Genomic DNA, 21,336 nt, shown 5'->3' with positions numbered 1-21,336 from the left:
TTGCAGCGCTAGTTTTCGACCACGGTGAGGGGCGCGATGGATCTCGCACGAACCGACATCTATCTCGACGGAGCCTGGGTCGCCCCCTCCTCCGGGCACACCATCCCGGTGCACAACCCGGCGACCGAGGAACTCCTGGCCCGGGTGCCGGCCGGCACGGCCGCCGACGTCGACCGGGCCGTCGCGGCCGCCCGGGCCGCCTTCCCCGGCTGGGCCGCCACCACCCCGGCGCAGCGGTCCGCCGCCCTGGACCGCCTGCACACGGCACTGGCCAGCCGGGCCGCGATCGTCGCCGAGACGGTCGCGCTGGAGCTGGGCACCCCGCTCAGGGTCGCCACCCGGGTACAGGTCGGCCTGCCGCTGACCGTACTGCGCAGCTACGTCGACCTGGCCGCCCGGCCGCCCGCCGAGGAGACCGTCGGCAACTCGCTCGTGGTCCGCGAACCGGTCGGCGTGGTCGGGGCGATCACCCCGTGGAACTACCCGCTGCACCAGGTGATGGCGAAGGTGGCGCCCGCGCTGGCCGCCGGGTGCACGGTGGTGCTCAAGCCCAGCGAGCTGACCCCGCTGACCGCGTACCTGCTCTTCGACGCGATCCACGAGGCCGGCCTCCCGCCGGGGGTGGTCAACCTGGTGCCCGGCACCGGCGTCGAGGTGGGCGAGGCCATCGCCGCCCACCCGGACGTCGACATGGTCTCCTTCACCGGCTCGACCGCCACCGGCCGGCGGATCTCGCACCTGGCCGCCGACCGGATCGCCCGGGTGGCGCTGGAACTCGGCGGCAAGTCCGCCAACGTGATCCTCGACGACGCCGACCTGGGCACCGCGGTGAAGGTCGGCGTGGGCAACGCCTTCCTCAACTCCGGCCAGACCTGCACCGCCTGGACCCGGATGCTGGTGCACCGGGACCGCTACGACGAGGCGTTGAACCTGGTCGCCAAGGCCGCCGACGGCTACCGGACCGGCGACCCGTTCGCGCCGGACACCCGGCTCGGCCCGCTGGTCTCCGCGACTCAGCGGGACCGGGTGACCGGCCACGTGACCCGGGCGCTCACCGACGGCGGCCGGCTGATCGCCGGCGGCCCGGACGCGGTGCTGCCCGAGCGGGGCTGGTTCGTCGCCCCGACCGTGCTCGCCGACGTCGACCCGGGCAGCGCGCTGGCCCAGGAGGAGGTCTTCGGACCGGTGCTCGCCGTCATCCCGGTCGACGACGAGGAGGCGGCGGTGGCCGTCGCCAACAACTCCCGGTACGGCCTGGCCGGCGCCGTCTGGTCCGCCGACGAGGAGCGGGCGGTGCGGGTCGCCCGGCGGATCCGCACCGGAGCCGTCGACATCAACGGCGCGCCGTTCAACCCGCTCGCCCCGTTCGGCGGCTACAAGCAGTCCGGCCTCGGCCGGGAACTGGGTCGTTACGGGCTCGACGAGTTCCTCCAGACCAAGGCGATCCAGCGGTGAGGGCGCTGCTCGCCCGAGGCGTGGACCAGCCGCTGACGGTGGAGGAGGTGGAGCTGCCGGCACCCGGGCCGGGCGAGGTACGGGTACGGGTACGGGCCGCCGGGGTCTGCCACTCGGACCTGTCCATGGTCAACGGCACGGTCGCGCCGCCGTACCCGCTGGTGCTCGGGCACGAGGCGGCGGGCGAGGTGGTCGAGGTCGGCCCCGGCGTCGACCGGGTCCGGCCCGGCGCGCACGTGGTGCTGAACTGGGCGCCGCCCTGCCGGAGGTGCTGGTACTGCGGTCGCGGAGAGCCGTGGTTCTGCGAGCGGACGGGCTCCCCCGCGACCGCCCGGGGCCGGACCTCGGCCGGGGCGCCGCTGCACGTCGCCCTCGGCCTCGGCGCGCTGGCCGAGGAGGTGGTGGTGCCGCAGGAGGCGGTGATCGACGTTCCGGCGCAGCTACCGTTCGCCACCGCGGCCCTGCTGGGCTGCGCCGTCCTCACCGGGGTCGGCGCGGTACGCCGGACCGCCCGGGTGGCGCCCGGCGAGTCGGTGGCGGTGATCGGTCTCGGCGGGGTGGGCCTGTCGGTGGTCTCCGCCGCCCGGGCCGCCGGCGCCGACCCGGTCCTCGCCGTCGACGTGTCGCCCGCCAAGGCCGAACTGGCCGCCGCCACCGGGGCCACCGACTTCCTCGTCGCCGACGACGCGCTGAGCCGGGCGATCCGGGAGCGTACCCACGGGCGTGGCGTCGACCACGCCCTGGAGTGCGTCGGCCGTGGCGTGACCATCCGCGCCGCCTGGCGGGCCGCCCGGCGCGGCGGCCAGGTCACCGTCGTGGGGATGGGCGCGCGGGACGATGTGGTCAGCCTGAGCGCGCTGGACATCTTCCACTCCGGGCGGACACTGCGCTCCTCGGTGTACGGCTCGTCCGACCCGGACCGGGACGTGCCCGAGCTGGCCCGCGCGGTGCTCGACGGCACCCTGGACCCGGCCGCTCTGATCACCCACCGGACCGGCCTCGACGGCGCCGCGGCGGCGTTCGACCGGATGGCCCGCGGCGAGGGCGCCCGTACCGTCGTGCTGCCCTGACCGTCGCGGCCCGCCGCCGCGCGCCGGGTTCAGTGCAGCGCGCGGGCGAGCTCGGTGCGGGACCGGATGCCGAGCCGGTGGAAGATGTTGCGCAGGTGGTGGTCGACGGTCCGGGTGGAGAGGAACATCCGGGTGGCGATCTCGCGGTTGGTGGCTCCCTCGGCGACCAGCTGCGCGATCCGTAGCTGCTGCCCGGTGAGCAGCCGGGCGGCCGGCAGCTCCGGTGTGCCGACCGACTCGCCGGCGGCCCGCAGCTCGGTGGCGGCCTGCTCGGCCCAGACGGTCAGCCCGAGCAGGCCGAAGGATTCCCGGGCGGCGTGCAGGTGCTCCCGGGCGTCCCGGGGACGGCGGCTGCGGCGCAGTTCCCGGCCGAGAAGCAGCTCAGTGCGGGCCCGTTCGAACGCCACCGCATCCGCCGGGTGCAGCCGCAGCGCGGTGCGGAAGCCGCGTTCGGCGTCGGCGCTGCCGCGCGCGGCCAGCAGCGCGTGGCAGCGCGCGGAGAGCGCCCGCCGGGACGGGCTGGCGGTGCTGCTGGCCCACTTGTCGAAGACGGCGAGCGCGGCGGCGGCGGCCGGTCGCCGGCCCGCGCCGGCGGCGGCCTCGACCAGGTACGGGGTGGCCATCACCTGGATCAGCACCTGCCCTCGGCCGATGCCGGGGCGGGCCAGCGCGGCCAGTCGGGCGGCGGCCGCCTCGTGCCGTCCGTTGACCAGGTCGAGCACCGCGAGCGCCCACTGGGCGAGCGCGCGCGGGCGGCTGTGCGGGGCGGGCGCCTCGCCGATCTCGCGGATCCGGCACAGGCTGGTTTCCCGGTCCGCCCGTACCGCCGCCAGCACCGCCAGCATGCCCAGGTGTACCCCGGCGGAGTTGACCTGGCCGGTGTCCCGGGCGACCCGCAACCCCTCCCGGGAGGTGTCCGCCGCCGCCTCGTGCCGGCCCAGCCAGTACTCCGCGATCGCGCGCAGCTCCAGCGCCCGGGGCAGCGCCGACACCTCGCCGCGGGCACGCGCCAGCTCGACGGCCCGCTCGGCGAGCCGGTGGGCGGCGCTGTCGACCGCGACCAGCAGGCCCGCGACCGCCGCGCCGGTCAGCGCGGCGGGGGTGAGGGCCGGCCCGGTCAGCCGGTTGCCGAGCACGACCGCCCGGCGCAGGGCCGGGCCGCCCCGCTCGTGGTCACCGCGCAACGTCGCCGCCACCCCGGCGGCCAGCGCGGTCAGCAACTCCGCGTCGGGCGGGTCCTCGGGCCGGCGCAGGACCGCCACTCGGCGCGCCACCTCGGCGTAGCGGAACTGGTCGCCGGTGTGGCAGGCCGCCTCACCGGCCCGGACAAGCGCGCCGAGGGCGGCGATGCGGTCGACCCCGGACACCGCCCGGGCGGCGGCGAGCAGGGTGGTCGAGGCCGTCGACGGCGAGCCGCAGCGCAGCTCCAGCTCGCCGCGGAGCAGCTCGGCCCGGCCGGCCGCGACAGGGTCGACCGGGCCGGCCGCGGTGGCCTCGGCGAGCAGCCGCCCGGCACGCCGCGGCTGCCCCGCCGCCCAGGCGCGACCGGCGGCGGCGACCAGGCGGGCGCTGGCCTGCCGCGGCTCGCCGCTGAGTTCGGCGGCCCGGCGCAGGGCGGCCACCCCGTCGTTCCCGCCGACCCCTCCGGCCACGGCCTCGAGTTCCGCCGCCAGCACCGGGTCCGGGCCCTCCGCCGCGGCGGCGCGGTGCAGCGTCCGGCGCAGGTGCTGTCCGGGGCCGTCGAGCACGCCGGCGAGCAGCAGGTGGGCGGCGCGCCGCTCGGCCAGCGGCGCGTTCGCCGCGACGACGGCCCGGGCCAGCGGTTGCGCCAGGGCCACCCGCTCCGGGCCGACCCGGACCAGCCCGGCTGCCTCGGCCGGGGCGAGCGCCTCGATCGCCGTGCCGTCGGCGCGGGCGGCCCGGACCAGGGTGGCCGGATCGCCGTGCTCGTCGAGCGCGGCGAGCAGCAGCACGCGGCGGGTGTCGGCGGGCAGCCCGGCCAGCCGGCCCCGGTACCCGCGACCCAGCGCGCCGTCGAGGGGCGGCCCGTCGGGCAGCGGCTCCTCACCGCGGCACTGGCCCGGGGTGAGCACCTCGGCGAGGTCGGCCAGGGCCTGTGGGTTGCCGCCGGCGACCGCGGTCAGCTCGCGGGCCACCCGGGGGGCCAGCCCGGGCAGCCGGTCGGTGAGCAGCGCGGCGCCGGCCCGGTCGTCGAGGGGGCGCAGCCGGTGCCGGGGCACGCCGGCGGCGACCGCGTCGGTGCCGGCGGTGAGCAGCATGGCAACCGGCAGGTGACGCAGCCGGCGGGCCACGAAGCCGAGCACCTCCGCGGTCGGCGGGTCGCCGCGATCGACGTCGTCGACCGTGCAGAGCAGTGGGCGCTCCCGGGCGGCGGCGGCGAGCAGTCCCCGCACGGCCATCGACAGGGCGAGCCGGTGGTCGGCCGGGCAGCCCGCGCCGGCCAGCGTCCGCCGCAGCACCCCGCGCTGCGGCTCGGGCAGGGCGTCGGCCCGGTCGAGCAGCGGGTCGAGCAGGCGTTGCAGGCCCGCGTACGGCAGCGCGGCCTCGTCCGCCAGGCCAGCGCCGGCCAGCCGGTGACAGCGGGTGGCGTACCGGTGGGCGTAGCCGACGAGGACGCTGCGGCCGGCGCCCGGTTCGCCCCACACCAGCAGCGCTCCCCCGGCGTCCGGCAGGCCGTCGACCAGCCGCCGGACGGCCGCACACTCGGTGTCCCGACCCGGCAGACCAGTTATTTGCACTGACGATGCAGCAACCATGCATCGAGTGTCACCTATCGGAAACCGGATGGAAAGAGTTCGGGCCGGTCAGCGGGGAGCGCCGGCCAGCAGGGCGCCCACCGTCCGGGCCATCACCGCCCGCGCCTGGTCCACACCCAGCCCCAGCCCGTCGCGCAGCATCGACCAGGCCGGCCACATGCTCGCCGCGACCACCGCGTGCAGCACCTGCTCCCGAGCGGACCCGGCCTGTGCCAGCTCGGCCGCGAAGAGCTGCTCGACCTCCTCGCGGACCCGCGAGATGTGCACCAGCCGGTTGCGGTGCAGCTGGTCGGAGACCGGCTCCCGCATCTGCGCCGCCCGCGCGGAGGGCGCGATGAGCTGCAGCAGCCGCGCCCGCTGCCGGCAGTACGCGTCGACCCGCTTGGCCAACGGCAGTGTCGGCGAGATCGGCCGGTACGCGGCGTCCTGCTGGCGGAGCACCTCCGCCCCGCTGGCCTCGAAGAGCGTCTCCATGTCCTTGAAGTTCGTCCAGAGCGTACGCAGCGAGATGCCGGCCCGCTCCGCGATGCGCTCGCCGGTCGGCCGCAGGTCCCCCTCGGAGATGAGCGCGAGGTGGGCCTCGACGATCGCTGCCCGGGTCCGCGCGGCCCGGGCCGTCCGCCCGTCCACCCGGCCGGGCGCCTGCACCCCACCCATCCGCGCTGCCCTCCTCGACGCTGTCACGCCTCACTGCCCGCCGAGTCTAGACGTGCGCCGTCGGCGCGTCGGAGCGGTGTCGGCGCAGCTCGCGACGGGCCAGCGACTGCCGGTGCACCTCGTCCGGGCCGTCGGCCAGGCGCAGCGCGCGGGCCCGCACCCAGAGCCGGGCCAGCGGGGTGTCCTGACTGAGGCCGGCCGCCCCGTGCGCCTGGATGGCCCGGTCCAGCACCCACTCGACGGTCCCCGGCACGGCGATCTTGATGGCCTGGATCTCGGTGTGCGCGGCCTGGTTGCCGGCGGTGTCCATCAGCCAGGCCGTCTTGAGCACCAGCAGCCGGGCCTGCTCGAGCCGGACCCGGGCCTCGGCGATCCAGTCCCGGACCACCCCCTGCGCGGCGAGCGGACCGCCGAACGCGTGCCGGCCGGAGACCCGCCGGCACATCAGCTCGACCGCCCGCTCGGCCATGCCGAGCAGCCGCATGCAGTGGTGCACCCGGCCGGGACCGAGCCGGGCCTGCGAGATGGCGAAACCGTCGCCCTCCGCACCGATCAGGTTGCCCACCGGCACCCGCACGTCGACAAAGTCGATCTCGGCGTGGCCACCGTGGTCGCTGTCGTCGTACCCGAAGGTGTGCAGCCCGCGGCGCACGGTGACACCCGGGGTCTCGCGGGGCACCAGGAGCTGGCTCTGCTGCCGGTGCCGGGGTCCGTCCGGGTCGGTCCGGCCCATCACCACGAAGACCGCGCAGGTCGGGTCGAGCGCACCGGTGACGAACCACTTGCGGCCGCTGACCACGTACTCGTCGCCGTCTCGCTCGATCCGGGTGGCGATGTTGGTGGCGTCCGACGAGGCGACCGCCGGCTCGGTCATCGCGAACGCCGAGCGGATCCGGCCGTCCAGCAGCGGGACCAGCCAGCGCTCCCGCTGCTCCGGACTGCCGAACTGGGCCAGCAGCTCCATGTTGCCGGTGTCCGGCGCCGCGCAGTTGAGCGCGACCGGGGCGAGCGCCGGCGACCGGCCGGTGATCTCGGCCAGCGGCGCGTACTGGAGGTTGGTCAGCCCGGCGCCGTGCGCGCCGGGGAGGAAGAGGTTCCACAGACCGCGCCGGCGCGCCTCGGCGCGCAGCTCCGCGACCACCGGCGGGGCGGCCCACGGATCGGCCCGCCCGCGCGCCTGCCGCTCGAACACGGGCTCGGCCGGATAGATCCGCTCGGCCATGAAGGCGAGCAGCCGCTCCCGTAGCCGCTCGGTGGTCTCGTCCTGGCGGAAGTCCATCAGCGGCTCCGTATCCTCTACCGACCCCGGGCGACCAGCGGCGGCAGACCCGGCCGTCGAGCCGGCCTGAATCTGCATTCACGATGCAAACAGTATGAGGCCCTTCGGTGAACGTCAACGACGAAACTCGCCCAACATCTCACATTCTGTTGACAGGGCTCACGCATAACCGCACCGTCGGTGCAAATATAATGTGCACTCCGGAGAGGACACCGTCATGCCGGAAGCCGTCATCGTCGCCGCCGCCCGATCCCCGATCGGCCGCGCCAACAAGGGTTCCCTGCGCGAGCTGCGCCCGGACGACCTGGCCGCCACCATCGTCCGGGCCGCCCTCGACCAGGTGCCGCAGCTCGACCCCCGGGAACTCGACGACCTGATGCTCGGCTGCGGCCAGCCCGCCGGCGAGCAGGGCCACAACCTCGCCCGGGTGGTGGCGGTGCTGCTCGGACTGGACCACCTGCCCGGCACCACCGTGAACCGGTACTGCTCGTCGTCTCTGCAGACCACCCGGATGGCGCTGCACGCCATCCGGGCCGGCGAGGGACACGCCTTCGTCTCCGCCGGGGTGGAGTGCGTCTCCCGGTACGACCGGGGCCGCAGCGACGGGCACCCGGGCAGCGCCAACCCGCGGTTCGCCGACGCGGTGACCCGGACCGCCGACCGGGCCGCCGGTGGGGTGCCCCGCTGGCACGACCCCCGCGACGACGGCCAACTGCCGGACGTCTACGTCGCCATGGGACAGACCGCGGAGAACGTGGCCCAGCTGCGCGGGGTCTCCCGCGACAGTCAGGACGAGTTCGCCGTACGGTCGCAGCACCTCGCCGAGAAGGCCATCGCCGACGGCTTCTGGGCCCGGGAGATCACCCCGGTCATCGTGCCCGGCGGCGGGGTGGTCACCGCCGACGACGGGCCACGTCCCGGGGTGACCCTGGCGGCGGTGCGCGCGCTGGCACCGGTGTTCCGGCCGGACGGCACGGTGACCGCGGGAAACTGCTGCCCACTCAACGACGGGGCCGCCGCGCTGGTGGTGATGTCCGACGTGCGGGCCCGGGAGCTCGGGGTCACCCCGCTGGCCCGGATCGTGGCCACCGGGCTGAGCGCGCTCTCCCCCGAGGTGATGGGGCTCGGCCCGGTCGAGGCGTCCCGGCAGGCGCTGCGCCGCGCCGGGATGTCCGTCGCCGACGTCGACCTGGTCGAGATCAACGAGGCGTTCGCCGCGCAGGTGGTGCCCAGCGCGCACGAGTTGGGCGTCGACTGGGACCGGCTCAACGTCAACGGCGGCGCGATCGCGGTCGGGCACCCGTTCGGGATGACCGGCGCCCGGATCACCACGACGTTGCTCAACTCGCTGCGCTGGCACGACCGGCAGGTCGGGCTGGCGACCATGTGCGTCGGTGGCGGCCAGGGCATGGCGATGATCGTCGAACGGCTGAGCTGACCGGACCGCCCGGCCGGCGCGGCCACGGTGCCGGGCGGGCGGGTCGTGGGTGACCCCGCCCGCCCGACGCGGTGGCTCAGGACGCGGTCGGGATCCCGTTGGCCGGCGGGGTCACCGGCTGGGCGGTGTACTCACGCACCGGCCCGTCGTGCTCGTCCGTCTCGTACGTCGGCCCGAAGTATGCCTGCACGCCCCCGCTGACCCGGGTCAGCCGCTCCCCGCCATAGCCGGAGTGGTCGCTGTCGGAGTAGCGCAGCGGCGCGAGCCCGGGGCCCTGGAAGCCGCCCTTGGCGACCGCCTTGAGCAGGGCCTCCCGGGTGAGGTCCTGGCCGGCGGCCTGGAGCGCCTGCACGAAGAGGTAGCCGACCGCCATCCCGTAGACGGTGTTGCCGTCGAACGGCGCGTCCCCGTTGTGCTCCTTGTTCACCTTGGTGAAGAGCTGGATCCACGGGTTGGCCGCGTCGTTCTGCATCGGCAGGTAGTTGGCGCCGACCATGCCCTCCAGCAGGCCGGCCGCCGCGCCGAGTTGTTTGGCCAGCGTGGGGTGGTCGGCGCCCACGTTGGAGACCAGCCACTGCGGCTTGAAGCCGAGCCGGGCGGCGGTACCGATCGACAGCGCGGTGAAGCCGGGCACGGTGGCCAGGACGACCACCTGGCAGTTGGCGGCCTTGAACGCGCCGATCTGCGGCGCCACGTTCGTGTTGCTGGTGACGTACGTCTGCTTGACCGCCACCGCGCCCGCGCCGAGCACCTGCTCCACCCCGGCCAGGCTGTCCCGGCCGAAGTCGTCGTCCTGGCCGAGGAAGCAGACCTTCTGGCCGGGCAGCGCGGTCTTCACGTGGTTGGCCAGGATCTTGCCCTCCACCGTGTAGTCGGGGTTGAAGCCGAACGAGCCCGGATACTTGTCCGGCTGGTCCCAGCTGCGGCTGCCGGAGGCGATGAAGAGGTCCGGGACGCGGTTGCTCTTGAGAAAGTCGAGCACGCCGGTGTGGGTCGGCGTGCCGAGCCCGTTGAGCACGGCGAAGACCTTGTCCTGCAACACCAGTTGGCGGACCACCTGCTGGGTGTTCGCCGGGTTGTAGCCGTCGTCCATGATCTTGTAGGTGATCTTCCGGCCGTGCACCCCGCCGTTGGCGTTGACGTAGTCGAAGTACGCCTTGGTGGCCGGGGCGATCTTCGAGTAACCGGCCGAGGCCGGCCCGGTCAGCGGCATGTGGGTGCCGACCACGATCTCGGTGTCGGTCACGCCGGGCACCGTCCCGCGCCCGGCGCCGCCCGGGCCCTCGTCGCCACCGCAACCCGCGGCGGCGACGAGCAGGGCGATGGTGCTGACGACCGCGAGACCACGTCGTGTCGTACGGTGCATGTGGAACACCGACCTTTCTTCGGTCCGGTTCTCCTGAATCGGGTGGTGGGTTGGGTGCCGGCGGCCGCGCCGCCGGGGCTTGCTAGGACCGCCGCCCCGGCCACCGGGCCAGCAGCTCCCGGCCGAGCCGGGACAGCAGTCCCTGCACGCCGCCGGGCGCGGCGATCATGACGACGACCAGGGTGATCCCGAAGATCGCCAACGGCAGGTTGCCCTCCAGCCGCTGCGCCACCGCGGGTGAGACGGTGAACAGGTCGGTCACGGAGTGCGTCAGGTCGGGCAGGGCGACCAGCAGGACGGCTCCCCAGAGCGCCCCGACGAGGCGGCCGAGACCGCCGATCACCACGGCCATGAGCAGGAAGAGCGACAGGGTCAGCGAGAACCCGCCGGGCGAGACGCTCTGCGCAAGCACCGCGAGCAGCGCGCCGCCGAGCCCGGCGCCGGCCGCGCTGACCACGAAGGCCAGCACCTGGGTACGGGCCACGTGGATGCCGGCGAGGCGGGCCGCCACCTCGTCGTCCCGGACCGCCCGGAAGGTGCGGCCGTACCGGCTGCGGACCAGGTTGGCCAGCAGCACCAGGGCGACCAGGGTGGCCGCCGTGGCGATCCAGAGCTGCCACCGCTCGTAGGGGAAGTAGGCGCCGAGCGCCAGCGGCGGCGGCTCGACCGGCACGGAGAGCCCCTGGTCGCCGTTGAAGACGTCGTCGAAGGTGACAGTGAGGGCGGGCACCACGACCGCGACGGCCAGCGTCACGCCGGCGAGGTACGGACCGCGCAGGCGGGCGGCGGCCGTCCCGACCACGGCACCGACGCCCACCGTGACCAGGACCGCCGCGACCAGCGACAGCGGGAGCAGCCAGCCGTCGGTCATCCCGTGGTCGGCGAACGCGCCCTGGCAGAGCGCCACCGTGTAGGCGCCGATCGCCATCAGTGCGCCGTGCCCGAGGGAGAGCTGACCGTTGAGTCCGGTCAGGACGGTCAGTCCGGCGGTCGCGCAGAGGTAGGCGGCCACCGTGGCGAGCTGGAAGTTGCGGAACGGCGCCAGGCCGTAGCTCGCCGCCAGCACCAGCAGTGCCGCGATGGCCGCCACCGCCAGGTGCCGCAGCAGAGTGGACCCGCGGCGGTCGTCGTCGCGCGTGCCGTTGGCCGCCCGCGGCGGCGCCGCCGCCCGGGTGGCGCTCACACCCGCCTCGCGGTGACCGAGGCGAACAGCCCGCCGGGCCGGACCAGCAGCACGGCCAGCAGCAGGACCAGTACCGCGAGCGGGGTGAGGTCGCTGCCGGCGTATCCGCTGACGTAGGAGAGCAGCAGGCCCACCAGCAGCCCGCCGACCACCGCCCCCGGCGGGCTGTCCAGTCCGCCGACCACCGCCGCGGTGAACGCCGAGACGAAGACCAGGTCCATGGCGTTCGGGTGCAGGCCCAGTTCGGTGGGGATCACCAGCATGGCGGCCAGGGCACCCACCCCCGAGGCGAGGGCCCAGCCGAGGGCGAGCATGCCGCCCACGTTGACCCCCAACAGGCGGGAGACCTCCGGGGCGAAGGCCGCCGCGCGCATCCGCAGGCCGACCGGGGTACGCGCGAAGATCCAGGCGAGCGCGGCCATGGTCACCCCCACCGTGGCGAAGACGAACAGGTCGTACGGTGAGCCGACGGCGAACCCTCCGACGGTGAGCGCGGCGCGGCTGAACGGCGTCCCGGCGGGACGGAACTCGTTGCCGTAGACCATGCCGAGGACGGCCTGGATCAACAGGACCAGCCCGAGCGCGACGATCACCGGGTTGAGCGGTGAGGCGTGGTCGACGAAGCGCATCACCGCCCGGTCCACGACCGCGCCGAGCAGCAGACCGGCGGCGAGCGCGGCCAGGAAGCCCAGCCAGTAGGAGCCGGTCGACACGGACACGCTGTAGGCGACGTAGGCGGCCGCGACGGCCATCGCGCCCTGGGCGAAGTTGACGATCCGCGCGGCGCGCCAGATGAGCACCAGTGCCAGCGCGAACGCCGCGTAGACGGCGCCCCGGGAGAAGCCGTCGAAGGTGAGGAAGACGAAGCGCTCCACAGTCCTCCTTCGGAGGAGACGAGGGGTTCAGAATCCGAGATACGCGTGCCGCAGGTCGACGTCGTCGCGCAGCCGCTGCGCCGGGGCGGCGCGGACCACCCGGCCGAGGGACATCACGATCCCCTGGTCGGCGACGGAGAGAGCGCTGCGGACGTTCTGCTCGACCAGCAGCACGGTCAGCCCGGTGCCGTCGCGCAGCTGGCGCAGCAGGGCCATGATCTGGGCGACCACCCGCGGCGCCAGGCCGAGCGACGGCTCGTCGAGCAGCAGCAGGCGGGGCCGGCCGACCAGGGCCCGGCCGAGGGCGAGCATCTGCCGTTCGCCGCCGGAGAGCTGGTGGCCGAGGTGGCCACGACGCCGGGCCAGCGGCTCGAAAAGCTGGTACACCTCGTCCCGGGCGCGGGCGGAGTCGGCCTTGTCGCGGCGCCACAGCCCGCCCAGCCGCAGGTTCTCGTCCACGGTGAGTTCGCCGATCACCCCGCGCCCCTCCGGGACGTGCGCCATCCCCCGGCGCACCAGTTGCTCGACCGGGGTGCCGCGCAGGTCCTCGCCGGCGAGCACGACCTGGCCGGCCAGCGGGCGCAGCATGCCGGACAGGGCGCGCAGCAGGGTGGTCTTGCCGGCGCCGTTCGCCCCGACCACCGCCGCGATGGTGCCGGTGGGGACGGTGAGGTCGACCTCGCGCAGCACCGGCGCGGCGCCGTAGCCGGCCACCAGCCCTCGCACGGTGAGCAGGTCCCCGCCGCTCGCGCCACCGCCGTGCGGGGCCGGCGCGTCGAGCCGGCTGATTCGCCCGCTCATGCGGCGGCCTCGTCCACGGCCGCGCCCAGGTAGGCGTCGGCGACCGCCGGGTCGTCGCGCACCTCGTCCGGTGTGCCGGCGGCGATCACCCGCCCGAAGTCGAGCACCACGATGTCGTCGCAGACGGACATCACCAGATCCATGTGATGCTCGACGAGCAGCACCGCGCAGGGGTCCGGGTCACGACCGGGCAGCTCGCGGATCAGCTCCGCGAGCTCGGCGATGTCCTCGGCGCCGAGGCCGCCGGCGGGCTCGTCGAGCAGGAGCAGCCGGGGCCGGGCCACCAGGGCGCGGGCCAGGGCGGCCCGCTGCCGTACGGCGAAGGGCAGCGTGCCCGGCGCGGCGGCGGCGTACCCGGCGATGCCCAGCCGGTCGAGCACGTCGAGGGCGTCCCGGCGCAGCCGGTGCTCGTCGCGGTCGCTGGCGGGCAGGCCGAGCAGCGCCGGCAGGAAGCCCGCACGGGCGGTGTGGGTGGCGCCGGCCATCACGTTCTCCAGCACGGTGAGCCCGGCGAAGAGCCCGGTGCCCTGCAGCGTCCGGGCGATGCCCAGCCGGGTCAGCCGGTGCGGCCGGGGCCGAAGCGGGCGGCCGTCGAGGGTGAGGGTGCCCGCGTCCGGGGCGACGAAGCCGCAGATGACGTTGAACAGGGTGGTCTTCCCCGCGCCGTTGGGGCCGATCACGCCGACCACCCGGCCGGCGGGCACCCGCAGCGACACGTCGTCGAGGGCGGTGAGACCACCGAAGCGGACCCCGATGTGGTGCAGCGCGAGCCCTTGCTCCATTGGCCCATCCCTCGGTCCGGCGGGACGCGATATTTACACTGGGAGTGTACGTTTCTCGCCTCCGGCGTCAATACCTCCACCCGGTGCCCGCGCCGGGCGGCGTTCCCGGGCCGCCCGGGCACGGCGCACCGGGCACCGGACGGCAGCCGGCCCACCGTCGCGCGGGGCGACGGCGGGCCGGGCCGGGGCGGTCAGGGCCGCCCGACGGGGTCAGGCGCTCGGGCAGGTGTTGCGGTACTCCTCGATCGCCAGACCGGTCGGTCCCGGGCAGAGGAACTGCTCGTACCGGGTGTCGTTGTCGACGAACCGCTTCAGCCAGGCCACCATCTGCCGGGCGGTGGGCGTGTTCACCGTCTGCGGGAAGAAGTGGCTGGCCCCGTTCAACTCCAGGTACGCCTTCTCGGCCGAGGCCGGGATGCTGTTGTAGAAGGGCTCGGAGTGCGTCGCGACCGGGGCGACGGTGTCCGCCTCGCCACCGACGATCAGGGTCGGCACCTGGAGCCCGGACCAGGTCTTGTCCAGGTTCCACGGCGCCAGCGGCACGGCGGCCTGTAGCGAGGGGCGCGACGCGGCGGCCTCCAGCGTCCCGCCACCGCCCATCGAGTGGCCGGCGACCGCGAGCCGGGTGGCGTCGATCCGGCCACGCACCGAGCTGCGCTGGGTCAGGTAGTCCAGCGCCGCCAGCAGCTGCCGGCCCCGGCTGTCCGGCTGGTCCAGACGGGTGATCGTCTCGATGCCGATCACCACGAAGCCGTGGGAGGCGATCCGGGGCCCGAGCCAGTCGATGCTGGACCAGGCGGCGGTGTAGCCGGGCGAGATGGCGATGGCGCCGAAGGTGCCCGCGCTCGTGCTGGTCGGGTAGTAGATGACTCCCCCGCCGAAGCCGGTGACGCTGAGCGAGGAGACGTTGTCCGTGGCGACGGCGAACGGGCCGCGGCTGGCTTCCAGGATCGCCACGGTGGGGTCGGGGCCGCGCTCGTACGGGTTTTCCGCGGCCTGCGCGGCGCCGGACGACGCGCCGAGCACGCCGCCGGCGGCCAGGACGGCGGCCAGCGCCATCCCGACGGCACGAGCAGCGAGGGAACGGGGATGGGTGGTGGTTGGTGATGACACGCCGGGCACTCCCTACGGGTGGGGTTACATCGACAGATGTCATCCTTTGCCCTGTCCGCCCTCGTCCGCATCGGCAAAATCGCCGGTACCGCTGCTGGTGCCGCTGACCCTGGTCACCGTGGGAGGAATCAACCTCTCGCCCTGGCCACTTCGGCGACCACGGACGGCCAGCAGGGACCTCGCTGTCCGTACCCCAAAATGGGTAGCCTCGCCAGTTCGTCCCGGCCTAGCTTCTAACTGGACCTTCTCCACCCGCTCACGAGAGGACTTCACCCCGCGTGACGCCGCCTGCTCTCTAGACCTGACACCTTCCCCACGCATCGGTCGCCGACGTCGCCGTCGGCTCCTTCCCATGCCGTCTGTCACGTCCGCAGAGAGATCAGACCATGTCTACGCATCCTCATACCGTGCTGTCCCGGGCCCTTCGGCGCACGCACCTTTCCCTCCTCGTGGGCCGCGGCAATCCCGGCCTCGGCGACGGCACGTTCCACGTCAGTGCAACCGGCGAACTCGTCGGCCACTCGCCCAGCCTCGCCGCCGGCATCCTTCTCGAGCCCCTGATCGCCCGGCGCAGCCGGTCCACCCCGGTGCGGGAGCCATCGTGCGAACCGCTCGTCCCGTCCGCCGAGCCGCAGAACTCACGGGGGTATCTCGTGGGTCCCGCGGTGGGCCGCCGTGGACCCGAACCGAGGCGGGAGGCGAGGTGGCCCCGCCCCGGACCGCATCACGCGGCGCTCCGCGCACGATCGCTCAACTCCAGCCGCGGACAGGGGCCAGCGCCTACCCGATACCGGCGACGGAGGTGATCGCCCGCCGGGGCCGTTAGGCTTGGCTCGTGATTCGCGCTGTGATTGTGGACGTCGACGACACCCTGTGCCTCACTCAGGCCGCCTCGTTCGCATTGGAGAACGAAGTCCTGGCAGAGATGGGCCGGCCCCCCATACAACGGGAGGTGCACCTGTCCACCTGGGGCGAGCCACTGCTGGACGCCATGCCCCGACGTTCACCCGGCCTGGACCTGGCCCAGTTCTCGGCGCTCTATCAGAGCGCGCTGGAAGGGTACATCGCCGACGGCCGTCTGGATCTGATTCCCCCGGAGAACCTGCGTGCGTTGGACGAATTCGTGATGGCCGGCCGGTCGGTGTTCCTGTTGACGTCGCGGACCGAGGACGAGGTTCGGCACATGCTGGCACCGGATCATGTCTTGGCCGAGCGGGTCAGTGGCGTCTACCACGCCGGCAACACGCTTTTCCGCAAACCTGATCCGCGTGCCTTCGATGAATTGCTGGCAGCGACTGACGTACCACCCGGGCAGTGCGTCTACGTCGGGGATTCGCCGGGTGACGCACTAGCCGCCGGGGGCGCCGGCATGCATTTCGTCGGCTGCCTGCAGAGCGGGGTCCGGAAACCGGCGGACTTCGATCCCCGCTACGTCGATGCCTTCATTGACGCCTTTCCCGACATCGTCGACGCGGTCAAGCAGCTCGACCAGCATTCACTGCCGACGGCTGGTGGCTAGCGCGCCGTCGGACGCCCGATCCTCCGTCAACGGCCGGCCAGGTGAGCGAGTCGCCCGGATCGCCAGCCGGGTCGAATCACTTGAGGAGCAGGGCCGGGATGCCGTCACGGACCGGAAAGCACAGTCCACAGCGGTCGCAGCGCAGCTCCTCGCTCTCTGCTGAGTAGCTGAGGCCCCCACGGTCCGCCGGACAGCACAGGATTTCGAGAAGCTCCTGATCGACGTTCATGATTCCTCCCAGCGTGGGCCCACACGTCGCGACGGCATGCCGAACGGGCGACAGGCTTCCGAACCAGGGCCGGCCACGGCTCGGCGGTCGTCAGCCCGTCGGGGGCCAAGGGTAGCGCGAGCTGAATGGCTTGCCTAGTTGTCGCGCTCCCCGGTGAACTGCCGATTCCCAATGGCCGAACAAAGCGGCTTCCGCCCTTGCGCTAACCCAAATTTGTCGAGCACGGGAATTGCGTCACGCGCCCCGGCGATCGGATTTTGCGTTGACCGGCGTCGATAGGGGCGCTAGGGTTGGCCACGGGGTGCAAGTTCCACAAAGGGTCTCAGCTGAAGGGCGCACTCCGTATCCACGATGCACGACGATGATCGGGGAAACCGAATGCCGGAAAGCCGATTGAACCGTCCGACAAAGTACGCGGTTTCCGTTCCTCCGCACGGCGACTACGGTGATCCGCGATTTCTGGTAACTCTCGCCAAAGAAGCTGAGGACGCCGGCTGGGACGGCTTCTTCCTGTGGGACCATCTCGCTTTCATGCGAGGATTTGACGGCCCTATCGTGGATCCCTGGATCAGCCTCGCCGCGATTGCCGCGTCGACCACCCGTATACGGCTCGGTCCCATGGTGACACCTTTGGCGCGACGACGGCCGTGGAAGGTCGCCCGGGAGACCGTCACCCTCGACCACCTGTCGCAGGGACGACTCATCCTCGGTGTTGGGCTCGGGTATCCGGCCGACTCCGAGTTCGAGGACTTCGGCGAGGACGGGGACGAACGTGTTCGCGCCGAGAAACTAGACGAGGCCCTGGACGTCATCGAGGGGTTGTGGTCGGGGAAACCGTTCAGCTACGCGGGCCGCCACTTCCAGGTCCGAGACTGCACGTTCCTGCCCCGGCCCGTACAGGAACCCCGCATCCCCATCTGGGTCGGCGGCTACTGGCCGAACCGCCCGCCCTTCCGCCGGGCCGCCCGATGGGACGGCGTGCTGCCCGGCCGGCTCTCTCTCGAACGTCGGCGCGCCTGGACCCCCACCATGATCCCCGTCGACCAGTACCGGGAAATGGCCTCATTCATCTCCGGTCGGCGAACGAGCGACGCGCATTTCGACTTCGCCATCGGCGGGTACAGCGACGGCGATGGTGGACCCGCCGACCGCGACCGGGTGATGGCGTACGCAGACGCCGGCCTGACCTGGTGGGTCGAGAACCTGCACGGTTTCCGTGGCGACCTGCCGCAGATGCGCGACCGGATCGCCCTTGGGCCTCCCCGGCTCTGACCGGGTCCGGAGCTCAGTCCACTTTTCGGTGGTATCAACCAGCCGTCAACGCTTCCACGGAGGACACCCATGCAGTCGGACATCGTGGAGGTGGGCACCGAACTGGTGTACCAGGACGACCGGGTCCGCATCTGGACGCTGGATCTCGCCCCCGGGCAGGAAACCAACATTCATCAGCACCCCTGCGACTACGTGTACGTGGTGCTGAGTCCCGGCCAGACGGAGACGATTTGCATCGACGGCACGGTCCTGCCGGGCGACGACAAGGTCGGCGACGCCGTCTACCACGAGGCCGGGCTACCTCACCTGCTCCGCAACGTGGGTCCCACACCATATGCGAACGTCATCGTCGAACTCGTCTCCACCAGGCGGTGACGGCGTGGGTGCGGAGAGCGCATACCAGGCGTTGGTCGACAGTGAGGTCGACCTCATCACTGCCGTCCCCGACTCCTTGCTGGCGCCTCTGCACCGGTGCGCGGCCGAGCGCGACGACATCCCGTACATCCAGGTCTGCGACGAGGCGACGGCGGTGGGCATCGCCGCCGGTGCCCGCCTCGCGGGCAGTCGAAGTCTGGTGCTGATGGAAAACTCCGGATTACGGCGGGCCTGCGAGACCCTGGCCCGATTCGCTCTCAGCCACCGTCTGCACACGGTTCTGCTGCTGGCCCGACGCGGCGCCTTCGGGGAGGCCAACTGGTGGGGCCTGCCGCACGAGGAGGGCATGCACCCACACCTGCGGATGCTTTCGGCGGCAACGGCGGAGGTCGACTCAGTTCACGCGTTGCCCGATCTGCTCAGGAAGGCGTACAACACACTCGACACCGGCCAACGCACCGTTGCGCTGATCGCCAACCCGCCGTTCGTCGAAGAACTGCGGAGCCAGTAGTGCGGACCTCCGAATTCATCGCCGCCCTGCTCGACCGGCTGCCGCCAGACAGCCTGCTCGTCTCCGCGCTCGGCCGCACCAGCGAGGAGTTGTACCAGCTTGCCGCAGATCGCACGCTGGTCACAGACACCATGGGCGATGTCGCCGCGCTCTCGACCGGTCTGGCGATCGGCGCTCGCCCGCTGTCCGTTGCGGGTGTCGACACCGACGGAAGCTTCCTGATGAACCTCTCGGTCCTGACCGCGCTGGGTGCGCGGCTGCCCGGTCTTGACAACCACACGCTGGCAATTGTCGACAACGCGCGCTACGAGTCGGCCGGGGGTATGCCGAGCCGCCTCGTCCAGCTCGACTGGCACCAACTCTTCGGCGCGGTGGGTCTCACCGTGGCGAGCGTCCACACGCCGAGCGACCTACCCGAGCGGCTCCCGACACCCGGCGTTGTCGTCGTGGGTCATGTCACCAACGACGACCCGGCCCCGTCCGCGACGAAGCCGGTCGACGGCGTGGAGTCCGCGTACCTGATCGAGAAGTACATCGCCCGCCGGCGCGGTGTGGCATACCGGCTGCCGGCGGTCAAGACATGAGACTCATCGCCACCGACGACGCCACGGCTCTGTACGAGCACCCTCATCCGGGCCCTGCCCGGGTGCTGCTCTGCTCGACCGCGCCGTCCCGGCGGCTGCTGACGGACCCGGTGGTCACCGGCAGCGCCTACCGGCACCTGGTGCGTACTGCGGTGGTGGAGGCCCTGATGCTGTTCCGCGCCGACGGGGCCGGCGGCGACGTGCTGTCCACCGACCGGATGTCGGTAGTCACCATCCTCCGGGGCGGCCTGAGCTTCGGCGTCGAGGAGGCGGTCAGCACCGCCTACGGCGCCGAGGCCGACGTGAGCTTCGTAGGTACCGAACGGTCCACGGACGCGCCGCTCAAGGTCGTGTACGAGCGCTGGGAACTCAACGCCGGCCCGGTCCTCGCCGGTGACATCATGGCCAGCGGCGGAACCATCACCGCGGTGCTGTCGCGCCTCCTGGCGGCCTCGACCCCTCGACGGCGTCGACCCGGGGCGATCGTGCTGGTGCTGATTGGCTCGGCCGCGGGCGTCGACGCGGTCCAGCGCTGTGTCGCCGCCGTGGATCCGGCCGAGAGGCCGCAGGTCACCCTCATCCTCTTGGAGGCCCTGTTCGTGACGCCGGCACCCGACACAGTGCCCTTTCCGCGGTTCTCCTTCGACCTGCTCCGGTCGGCGGCCGGCTCGACACCGGAGTACGAGGCGGCCCGCCTGGCCTCGGTCGGAAGCCTCTTCGAACGATGCGTCATCTACGACGGCGGCGTACGGGCCTTCACTCCGTCGGCCCATGTCACCGATCGCTCCTCCTGGTGGTCGACAGTTGTGGACCGAGACGTACCGCTGTCGGCGCTCGGCAAGCACGCCGCAGGGCTGTCCTCCTACGCGCTTCCACCACCCCGATGGCGTCGACACCTACCCTGGGCATCGCAATCCGGCGTTGACCTGGACCTCATCCACGACCTCGGCAGCCGGGCGCTGCGCTATGCCGAGAGAACAGCCATCGCCGACTACGTGCACGAACAGCTCGCCGGAGGACTCCACAACGATGACGCACGAGATTGACAAGATCGCCTGGATCCACCTCGCCGACGGCCGGGTGCTCTCCACCAGGTCACACGGCCGCGAACGCTACTACCTCCCCGGCGGCAAGCGGGAAGCCGGCGAAAGCGATCTCGACACGCTGGTACGCGAAGCAAAGGAGGAACTCACGGTCGACCTCGACCCTCTCACCGCCACCTTCTTCGGCGAGTTCCGCGCTCAGGCCGACGCGCACCCGGACGGAGTCGTGGTGCGCATGCGTTGCTACGAGTCCGCCTACCAGGGCCGCATCGAGGCGTCGGCGGAGATCGCCGAGGTGGCGTGGCTGACCTACGCGGACCGGCGCCTGACCTCACCTGTCGACCAGATCATCTTTGACCACCTGCGCGACCAGGGACGCCTCTAGACCACAACCGCAGCGCACCGTCTGGGCGCAGACCCCCCACCTCCAAGGAGGAGACGTGACCATCGCCGAATGGCTCGAGCAGAACATCACCACGGACAAGCGGGCGCTCGACTGGTACACCGGGCCCGAGTGCGAGCCGCGCATCGTCCGCGCCTACAAGGAACTGCTCAGCGGCTATGACATCGACACCTCGAAGATCCTCAAGACGACCTGTGTGGTCGAGGACGAGCACACCGGCGTCGTCGACATTCACGACATCAACTACTTCTCGATCTGCGCGCACCACTTCCTGCCCTTCTTCGGCAAGGTGGACATCACCTATGTTCCCGGCCAGCGGATCCTCGGTCTGGGCAAGTTCCCCCGGCTGGTGCAGGCGTTCAGTAAGCGGTTCCAGATCCAGGAGTACCTGGTCAAGGACATCGCGATGGAGATCATGAACAGCGGTGGCGCGCGGGCTGTTCGGGTCTCCTCGACGGGTCGGCACATGTGCATGTGCAGTCGCGGCCCGTCGGACCAGACGGCGATCACCGACACCTCGTTCGTCGCCGGCGACACCGACCTGCTGACCGCGTTCGGCGCGCCGCGGTCGGTCGTCCGGCGCGGTTGATCATCTCCGCTCCTA

At 72.7% G+C, this 21,336-nt stretch carries 21 protein-coding genes; 11 read left to right on the top strand and 10 right to left on the bottom strand.

All coding sequences use genetic code 11. The annotated features are described in order from the left end of the window. Window positions 1-36 precede the first annotated feature (36 nt). Window positions 37-1,455 carry an aldehyde dehydrogenase family protein gene (locus ACZ6O5_RS28040; protein WP_465980840.1) on the top strand — a complete coding sequence of 473 codons (1,419 nt, stop codon included), beginning with the start codon at window positions 37-39 and terminating at the stop codon, window positions 1,453-1,455. After that, complete coding sequence (locus ACZ6O5_RS28035; RefSeq protein WP_465980838.1) at window positions 1,452-2,525, top strand: alcohol dehydrogenase catalytic domain-containing protein; 1,074 nt, start codon at window positions 1,452-1,454, stop codon at window positions 2,523-2,525. Before ACZ6O5_RS28040 ends, ACZ6O5_RS28035 begins: the two co-directional genes overlap by 4 nt. Before the next feature lie 29 nt (window positions 2,526-2,554). On the opposite strand, the gene ACZ6O5_RS28030 is transcribed toward ACZ6O5_RS28035, so the two are convergent. From ACZ6O5_RS28030 to ACZ6O5_RS28020, 3 genes are read right to left on the bottom strand one after another with little or no spacing between them, the layout of a single operon-like run. Next, window positions 2,555-5,302 (bottom strand): helix-turn-helix transcriptional regulator, encoded by a 2,748-nt coding sequence (locus ACZ6O5_RS28030; protein WP_465980836.1) that lies wholly within the window; start codon window positions 5,300-5,302, stop codon window positions 2,555-2,557. 48 nt (window positions 5,303-5,350) lie between these two features. Next, window positions 5,351-5,959 (bottom strand): TetR/AcrR family transcriptional regulator, encoded by a 609-nt coding sequence (locus tag ACZ6O5_RS28025; RefSeq protein WP_465980834.1) that lies wholly within the window; start codon window positions 5,957-5,959, stop codon window positions 5,351-5,353. Window positions 5,960-6,005: 46 nt separating this feature from the next. After that, entirely contained in the window at window positions 6,006-7,238 is a 1,233-nt protein-coding gene (locus ACZ6O5_RS28020) for an acyl-CoA dehydrogenase family protein (RefSeq protein ID WP_465980832.1), read from the bottom strand. A 217-nt stretch (window positions 7,239-7,455) separates the two neighbouring features. On the opposite strand from ACZ6O5_RS28020, the gene ACZ6O5_RS28015 reads away from it, so the two are divergent. Next, window positions 7,456-8,676, top strand: coding sequence for an acetyl-CoA C-acetyltransferase (locus tag ACZ6O5_RS28015; RefSeq protein ID WP_465980830.1), 1,221 nt, complete (start codon window positions 7,456-7,458; stop codon window positions 8,674-8,676). A gap of 76 nt (window positions 8,677-8,752) precedes the next feature. On the opposite strand, the gene ACZ6O5_RS28010 is transcribed toward ACZ6O5_RS28015, so the two are convergent. The 6 genes from ACZ6O5_RS28010 to ACZ6O5_RS27985 form a co-directional block, all read right to left on the bottom strand. Next, window positions 8,753-10,042: an ABC transporter substrate-binding protein gene (locus ACZ6O5_RS28010; protein ID WP_465980828.1), complete on the bottom strand. Its 1,290-nt coding sequence runs from the start codon at window positions 10,040-10,042 to the stop codon at window positions 8,753-8,755. 82 nt (window positions 10,043-10,124) lie between these two features. Further along, window positions 10,125-11,225 (bottom strand): branched-chain amino acid ABC transporter permease, encoded by a 1,101-nt coding sequence (locus ACZ6O5_RS28005; protein WP_465980826.1) that lies wholly within the window; start codon window positions 11,223-11,225, stop codon window positions 10,125-10,127. Beyond that, complete coding sequence (locus ACZ6O5_RS28000; RefSeq protein WP_465980824.1) at window positions 11,222-12,100, bottom strand: branched-chain amino acid ABC transporter permease; 879 nt, start codon at window positions 12,098-12,100, stop codon at window positions 11,222-11,224. Before ACZ6O5_RS28000 ends, ACZ6O5_RS28005 begins: the two co-directional genes overlap by 4 nt. A gap of 27 nt (window positions 12,101-12,127) precedes the next feature. After that, a complete protein-coding gene (locus ACZ6O5_RS27995; RefSeq protein ID WP_465980822.1) occupies window positions 12,128-12,901 on the bottom strand; it encodes an ABC transporter ATP-binding protein in 774 nt (257 codons plus the stop codon). Then, window positions 12,898-13,683, bottom strand: coding sequence for an ABC transporter ATP-binding protein (locus tag ACZ6O5_RS27990; protein WP_405093691.1), 786 nt, complete (start codon window positions 13,681-13,683; stop codon window positions 12,898-12,900). The genes ACZ6O5_RS27995 and ACZ6O5_RS27990 overlap by 4 nt, the downstream gene beginning before the upstream one ends. A 210-nt stretch (window positions 13,684-13,893) precedes the next feature. Continuing rightward, entirely contained in the window at window positions 13,894-14,742 is an 849-nt protein-coding gene (locus ACZ6O5_RS27985; RefSeq protein WP_465980900.1) for an alpha/beta hydrolase family protein, read from the bottom strand. Window positions 14,743-15,631: 889 nt separating this feature from the next. Between ACZ6O5_RS27985 and ACZ6O5_RS27980 the strand changes: the two genes are divergently transcribed. Continuing rightward, a complete protein-coding gene (locus ACZ6O5_RS27980; protein WP_465980820.1) occupies window positions 15,632-16,315 on the top strand; it encodes an HAD family hydrolase in 684 nt (227 codons plus the stop codon). Window positions 16,316-16,391: 76 nt separating this feature from the next. Here the strand turns inward: ACZ6O5_RS27980 and ACZ6O5_RS27975 are convergent, their stop codons facing one another. Continuing rightward, on the bottom strand, window positions 16,392-16,544 hold the full coding sequence (locus ACZ6O5_RS27975; RefSeq protein ID WP_465980817.1) for a Trm112 family protein: 153 nt from the start codon (window positions 16,542-16,544) through the stop codon (window positions 16,392-16,394). A 351-nt stretch (window positions 16,545-16,895) separates the two neighbouring features. Between ACZ6O5_RS27975 and ACZ6O5_RS27970 the strand changes: the two genes are divergently transcribed. The 7 genes from ACZ6O5_RS27970 to folE all read left to right on the top strand — a co-directional run bounded on the left by ACZ6O5_RS27970 (window position 16,896) and on the right by folE (window position 21,321). After that, the gene (locus ACZ6O5_RS27970) at window positions 16,896-17,816 is read left to right on the top strand and encodes an LLM class flavin-dependent oxidoreductase (protein WP_465980815.1); all 921 of its coding nucleotides are present in this window, start codon (window positions 16,896-16,898) and stop codon (window positions 17,814-17,816) included. Window positions 17,817-17,885: 69 nt separating this feature from the next. Next, the gene (locus ACZ6O5_RS27965; protein WP_465980813.1) at window positions 17,886-18,191 is read left to right on the top strand and encodes a cupin domain-containing protein; all 306 of its coding nucleotides are present in this window, start codon (window positions 17,886-17,888) and stop codon (window positions 18,189-18,191) included. Between the two features lie 4 nt (window positions 18,192-18,195). Beyond that, window positions 18,196-18,702: a thiamine pyrophosphate-binding protein gene (locus ACZ6O5_RS27960; RefSeq protein WP_465980811.1), complete on the top strand. Its 507-nt coding sequence runs from the start codon at window positions 18,196-18,198 to the stop codon at window positions 18,700-18,702. Beyond that, entirely contained in the window at window positions 18,702-19,286 is a 585-nt protein-coding gene (locus ACZ6O5_RS27955) for a thiamine pyrophosphate-dependent enzyme (protein WP_465980809.1), read from the top strand. The genes ACZ6O5_RS27960 and ACZ6O5_RS27955 overlap by 1 nt, the downstream gene beginning before the upstream one ends. Beyond that, window positions 19,283-20,332, top strand: coding sequence for a type I phosphoribosyltransferase (locus ACZ6O5_RS27950; RefSeq protein ID WP_465980807.1), 1,050 nt, complete (start codon window positions 19,283-19,285; stop codon window positions 20,330-20,332). Before ACZ6O5_RS27955 ends, ACZ6O5_RS27950 begins: the two co-directional genes overlap by 4 nt. Further along, window positions 20,316-20,714: an NUDIX hydrolase gene (locus tag ACZ6O5_RS27945; RefSeq protein WP_465980805.1), complete on the top strand. Its 399-nt coding sequence runs from the start codon at window positions 20,316-20,318 to the stop codon at window positions 20,712-20,714. Before ACZ6O5_RS27950 ends, ACZ6O5_RS27945 begins: the two co-directional genes overlap by 17 nt. 55 nt (window positions 20,715-20,769) lie before the next feature. Continuing rightward, the gene (gene folE / locus ACZ6O5_RS27940; protein ID WP_465980803.1) at window positions 20,770-21,321 is read left to right on the top strand and encodes a GTP cyclohydrolase I; all 552 of its coding nucleotides are present in this window, start codon (window positions 20,770-20,772) and stop codon (window positions 21,319-21,321) included. The last annotated feature ends 15 nt before the right edge of the window (window positions 21,322-21,336 follow it).

The organism is Micromonospora sp. NPDC049201 (assembly GCF_055586805.1).
Note: the sequence above shows the minus strand (reverse complement) of the source record. Positions and strands in the feature narration are given on the sequence as shown.

Bases quoted from the DNA above. Each gene is read 5' to 3' on its own strand.
- ACZ6O5_RS28030 (WP_465980836.1), bottom strand. From the start codon at position 5,302: ATGGTTGCTGCATCGTCAGTGCAAATAACTGGTCTGCCGGGTCGGGAC.
- ACZ6O5_RS27995 (WP_465980822.1), bottom strand. From the start codon at position 12,901: ATGAGCGGGCGAATCAGCCGGCTCGACGCGCCGGCCCCGCACGGCGGT.
- ACZ6O5_RS27975 (WP_465980817.1), bottom strand. From the start codon at position 16,544: ATGAACGTCGATCAGGAGCTTCTCGAAATCCTGTGCTGTCCGGCGGAC.
- ACZ6O5_RS27965 (WP_465980813.1), top strand. From the start codon at position 17,886: ATGCAGTCGGACATCGTGGAGGTGGGCACCGAACTGGTGTACCAGGAC.
- ACZ6O5_RS27985 (WP_465980900.1), bottom strand. From the start codon at position 14,742: ATGGCGCTGGCCGCCGTCCTGGCCGCCGGCGGCGTGCTCGGCGCGTCG.
- ACZ6O5_RS28015 (WP_465980830.1), top strand. From the start codon at position 7,456: ATGCCGGAAGCCGTCATCGTCGCCGCCGCCCGATCCCCGATCGGCCGC.
- ACZ6O5_RS27950 (WP_465980807.1), top strand. From the start codon at position 19,283: ATGAGACTCATCGCCACCGACGACGCCACGGCTCTGTACGAGCACCCT.
- ACZ6O5_RS28010 (WP_465980828.1), bottom strand. From the start codon at position 10,042: ATGCACCGTACGACACGACGTGGTCTCGCGGTCGTCAGCACCATCGCC.
- ACZ6O5_RS27945 (WP_465980805.1), top strand. From the start codon at position 20,316: ATGACGCACGAGATTGACAAGATCGCCTGGATCCACCTCGCCGACGGC.
- ACZ6O5_RS28040 (WP_465980840.1), top strand. From the start codon at position 37: ATGGATCTCGCACGAACCGACATCTATCTCGACGGAGCCTGGGTCGCC.
- ACZ6O5_RS27990 (WP_405093691.1), bottom strand. From the start codon at position 13,683: ATGGAGCAAGGGCTCGCGCTGCACCACATCGGGGTCCGCTTCGGTGGT.
- ACZ6O5_RS28025 (WP_465980834.1), bottom strand. From the start codon at position 5,959: ATGGGTGGGGTGCAGGCGCCCGGCCGGGTGGACGGGCGGACGGCCCGG.
- ACZ6O5_RS28020 (WP_465980832.1), bottom strand. From the start codon at position 7,238: ATGGACTTCCGCCAGGACGAGACCACCGAGCGGCTACGGGAGCGGCTG.
- ACZ6O5_RS27970 (WP_465980815.1), top strand. From the start codon at position 16,896: ATGCACGACGATGATCGGGGAAACCGAATGCCGGAAAGCCGATTGAAC.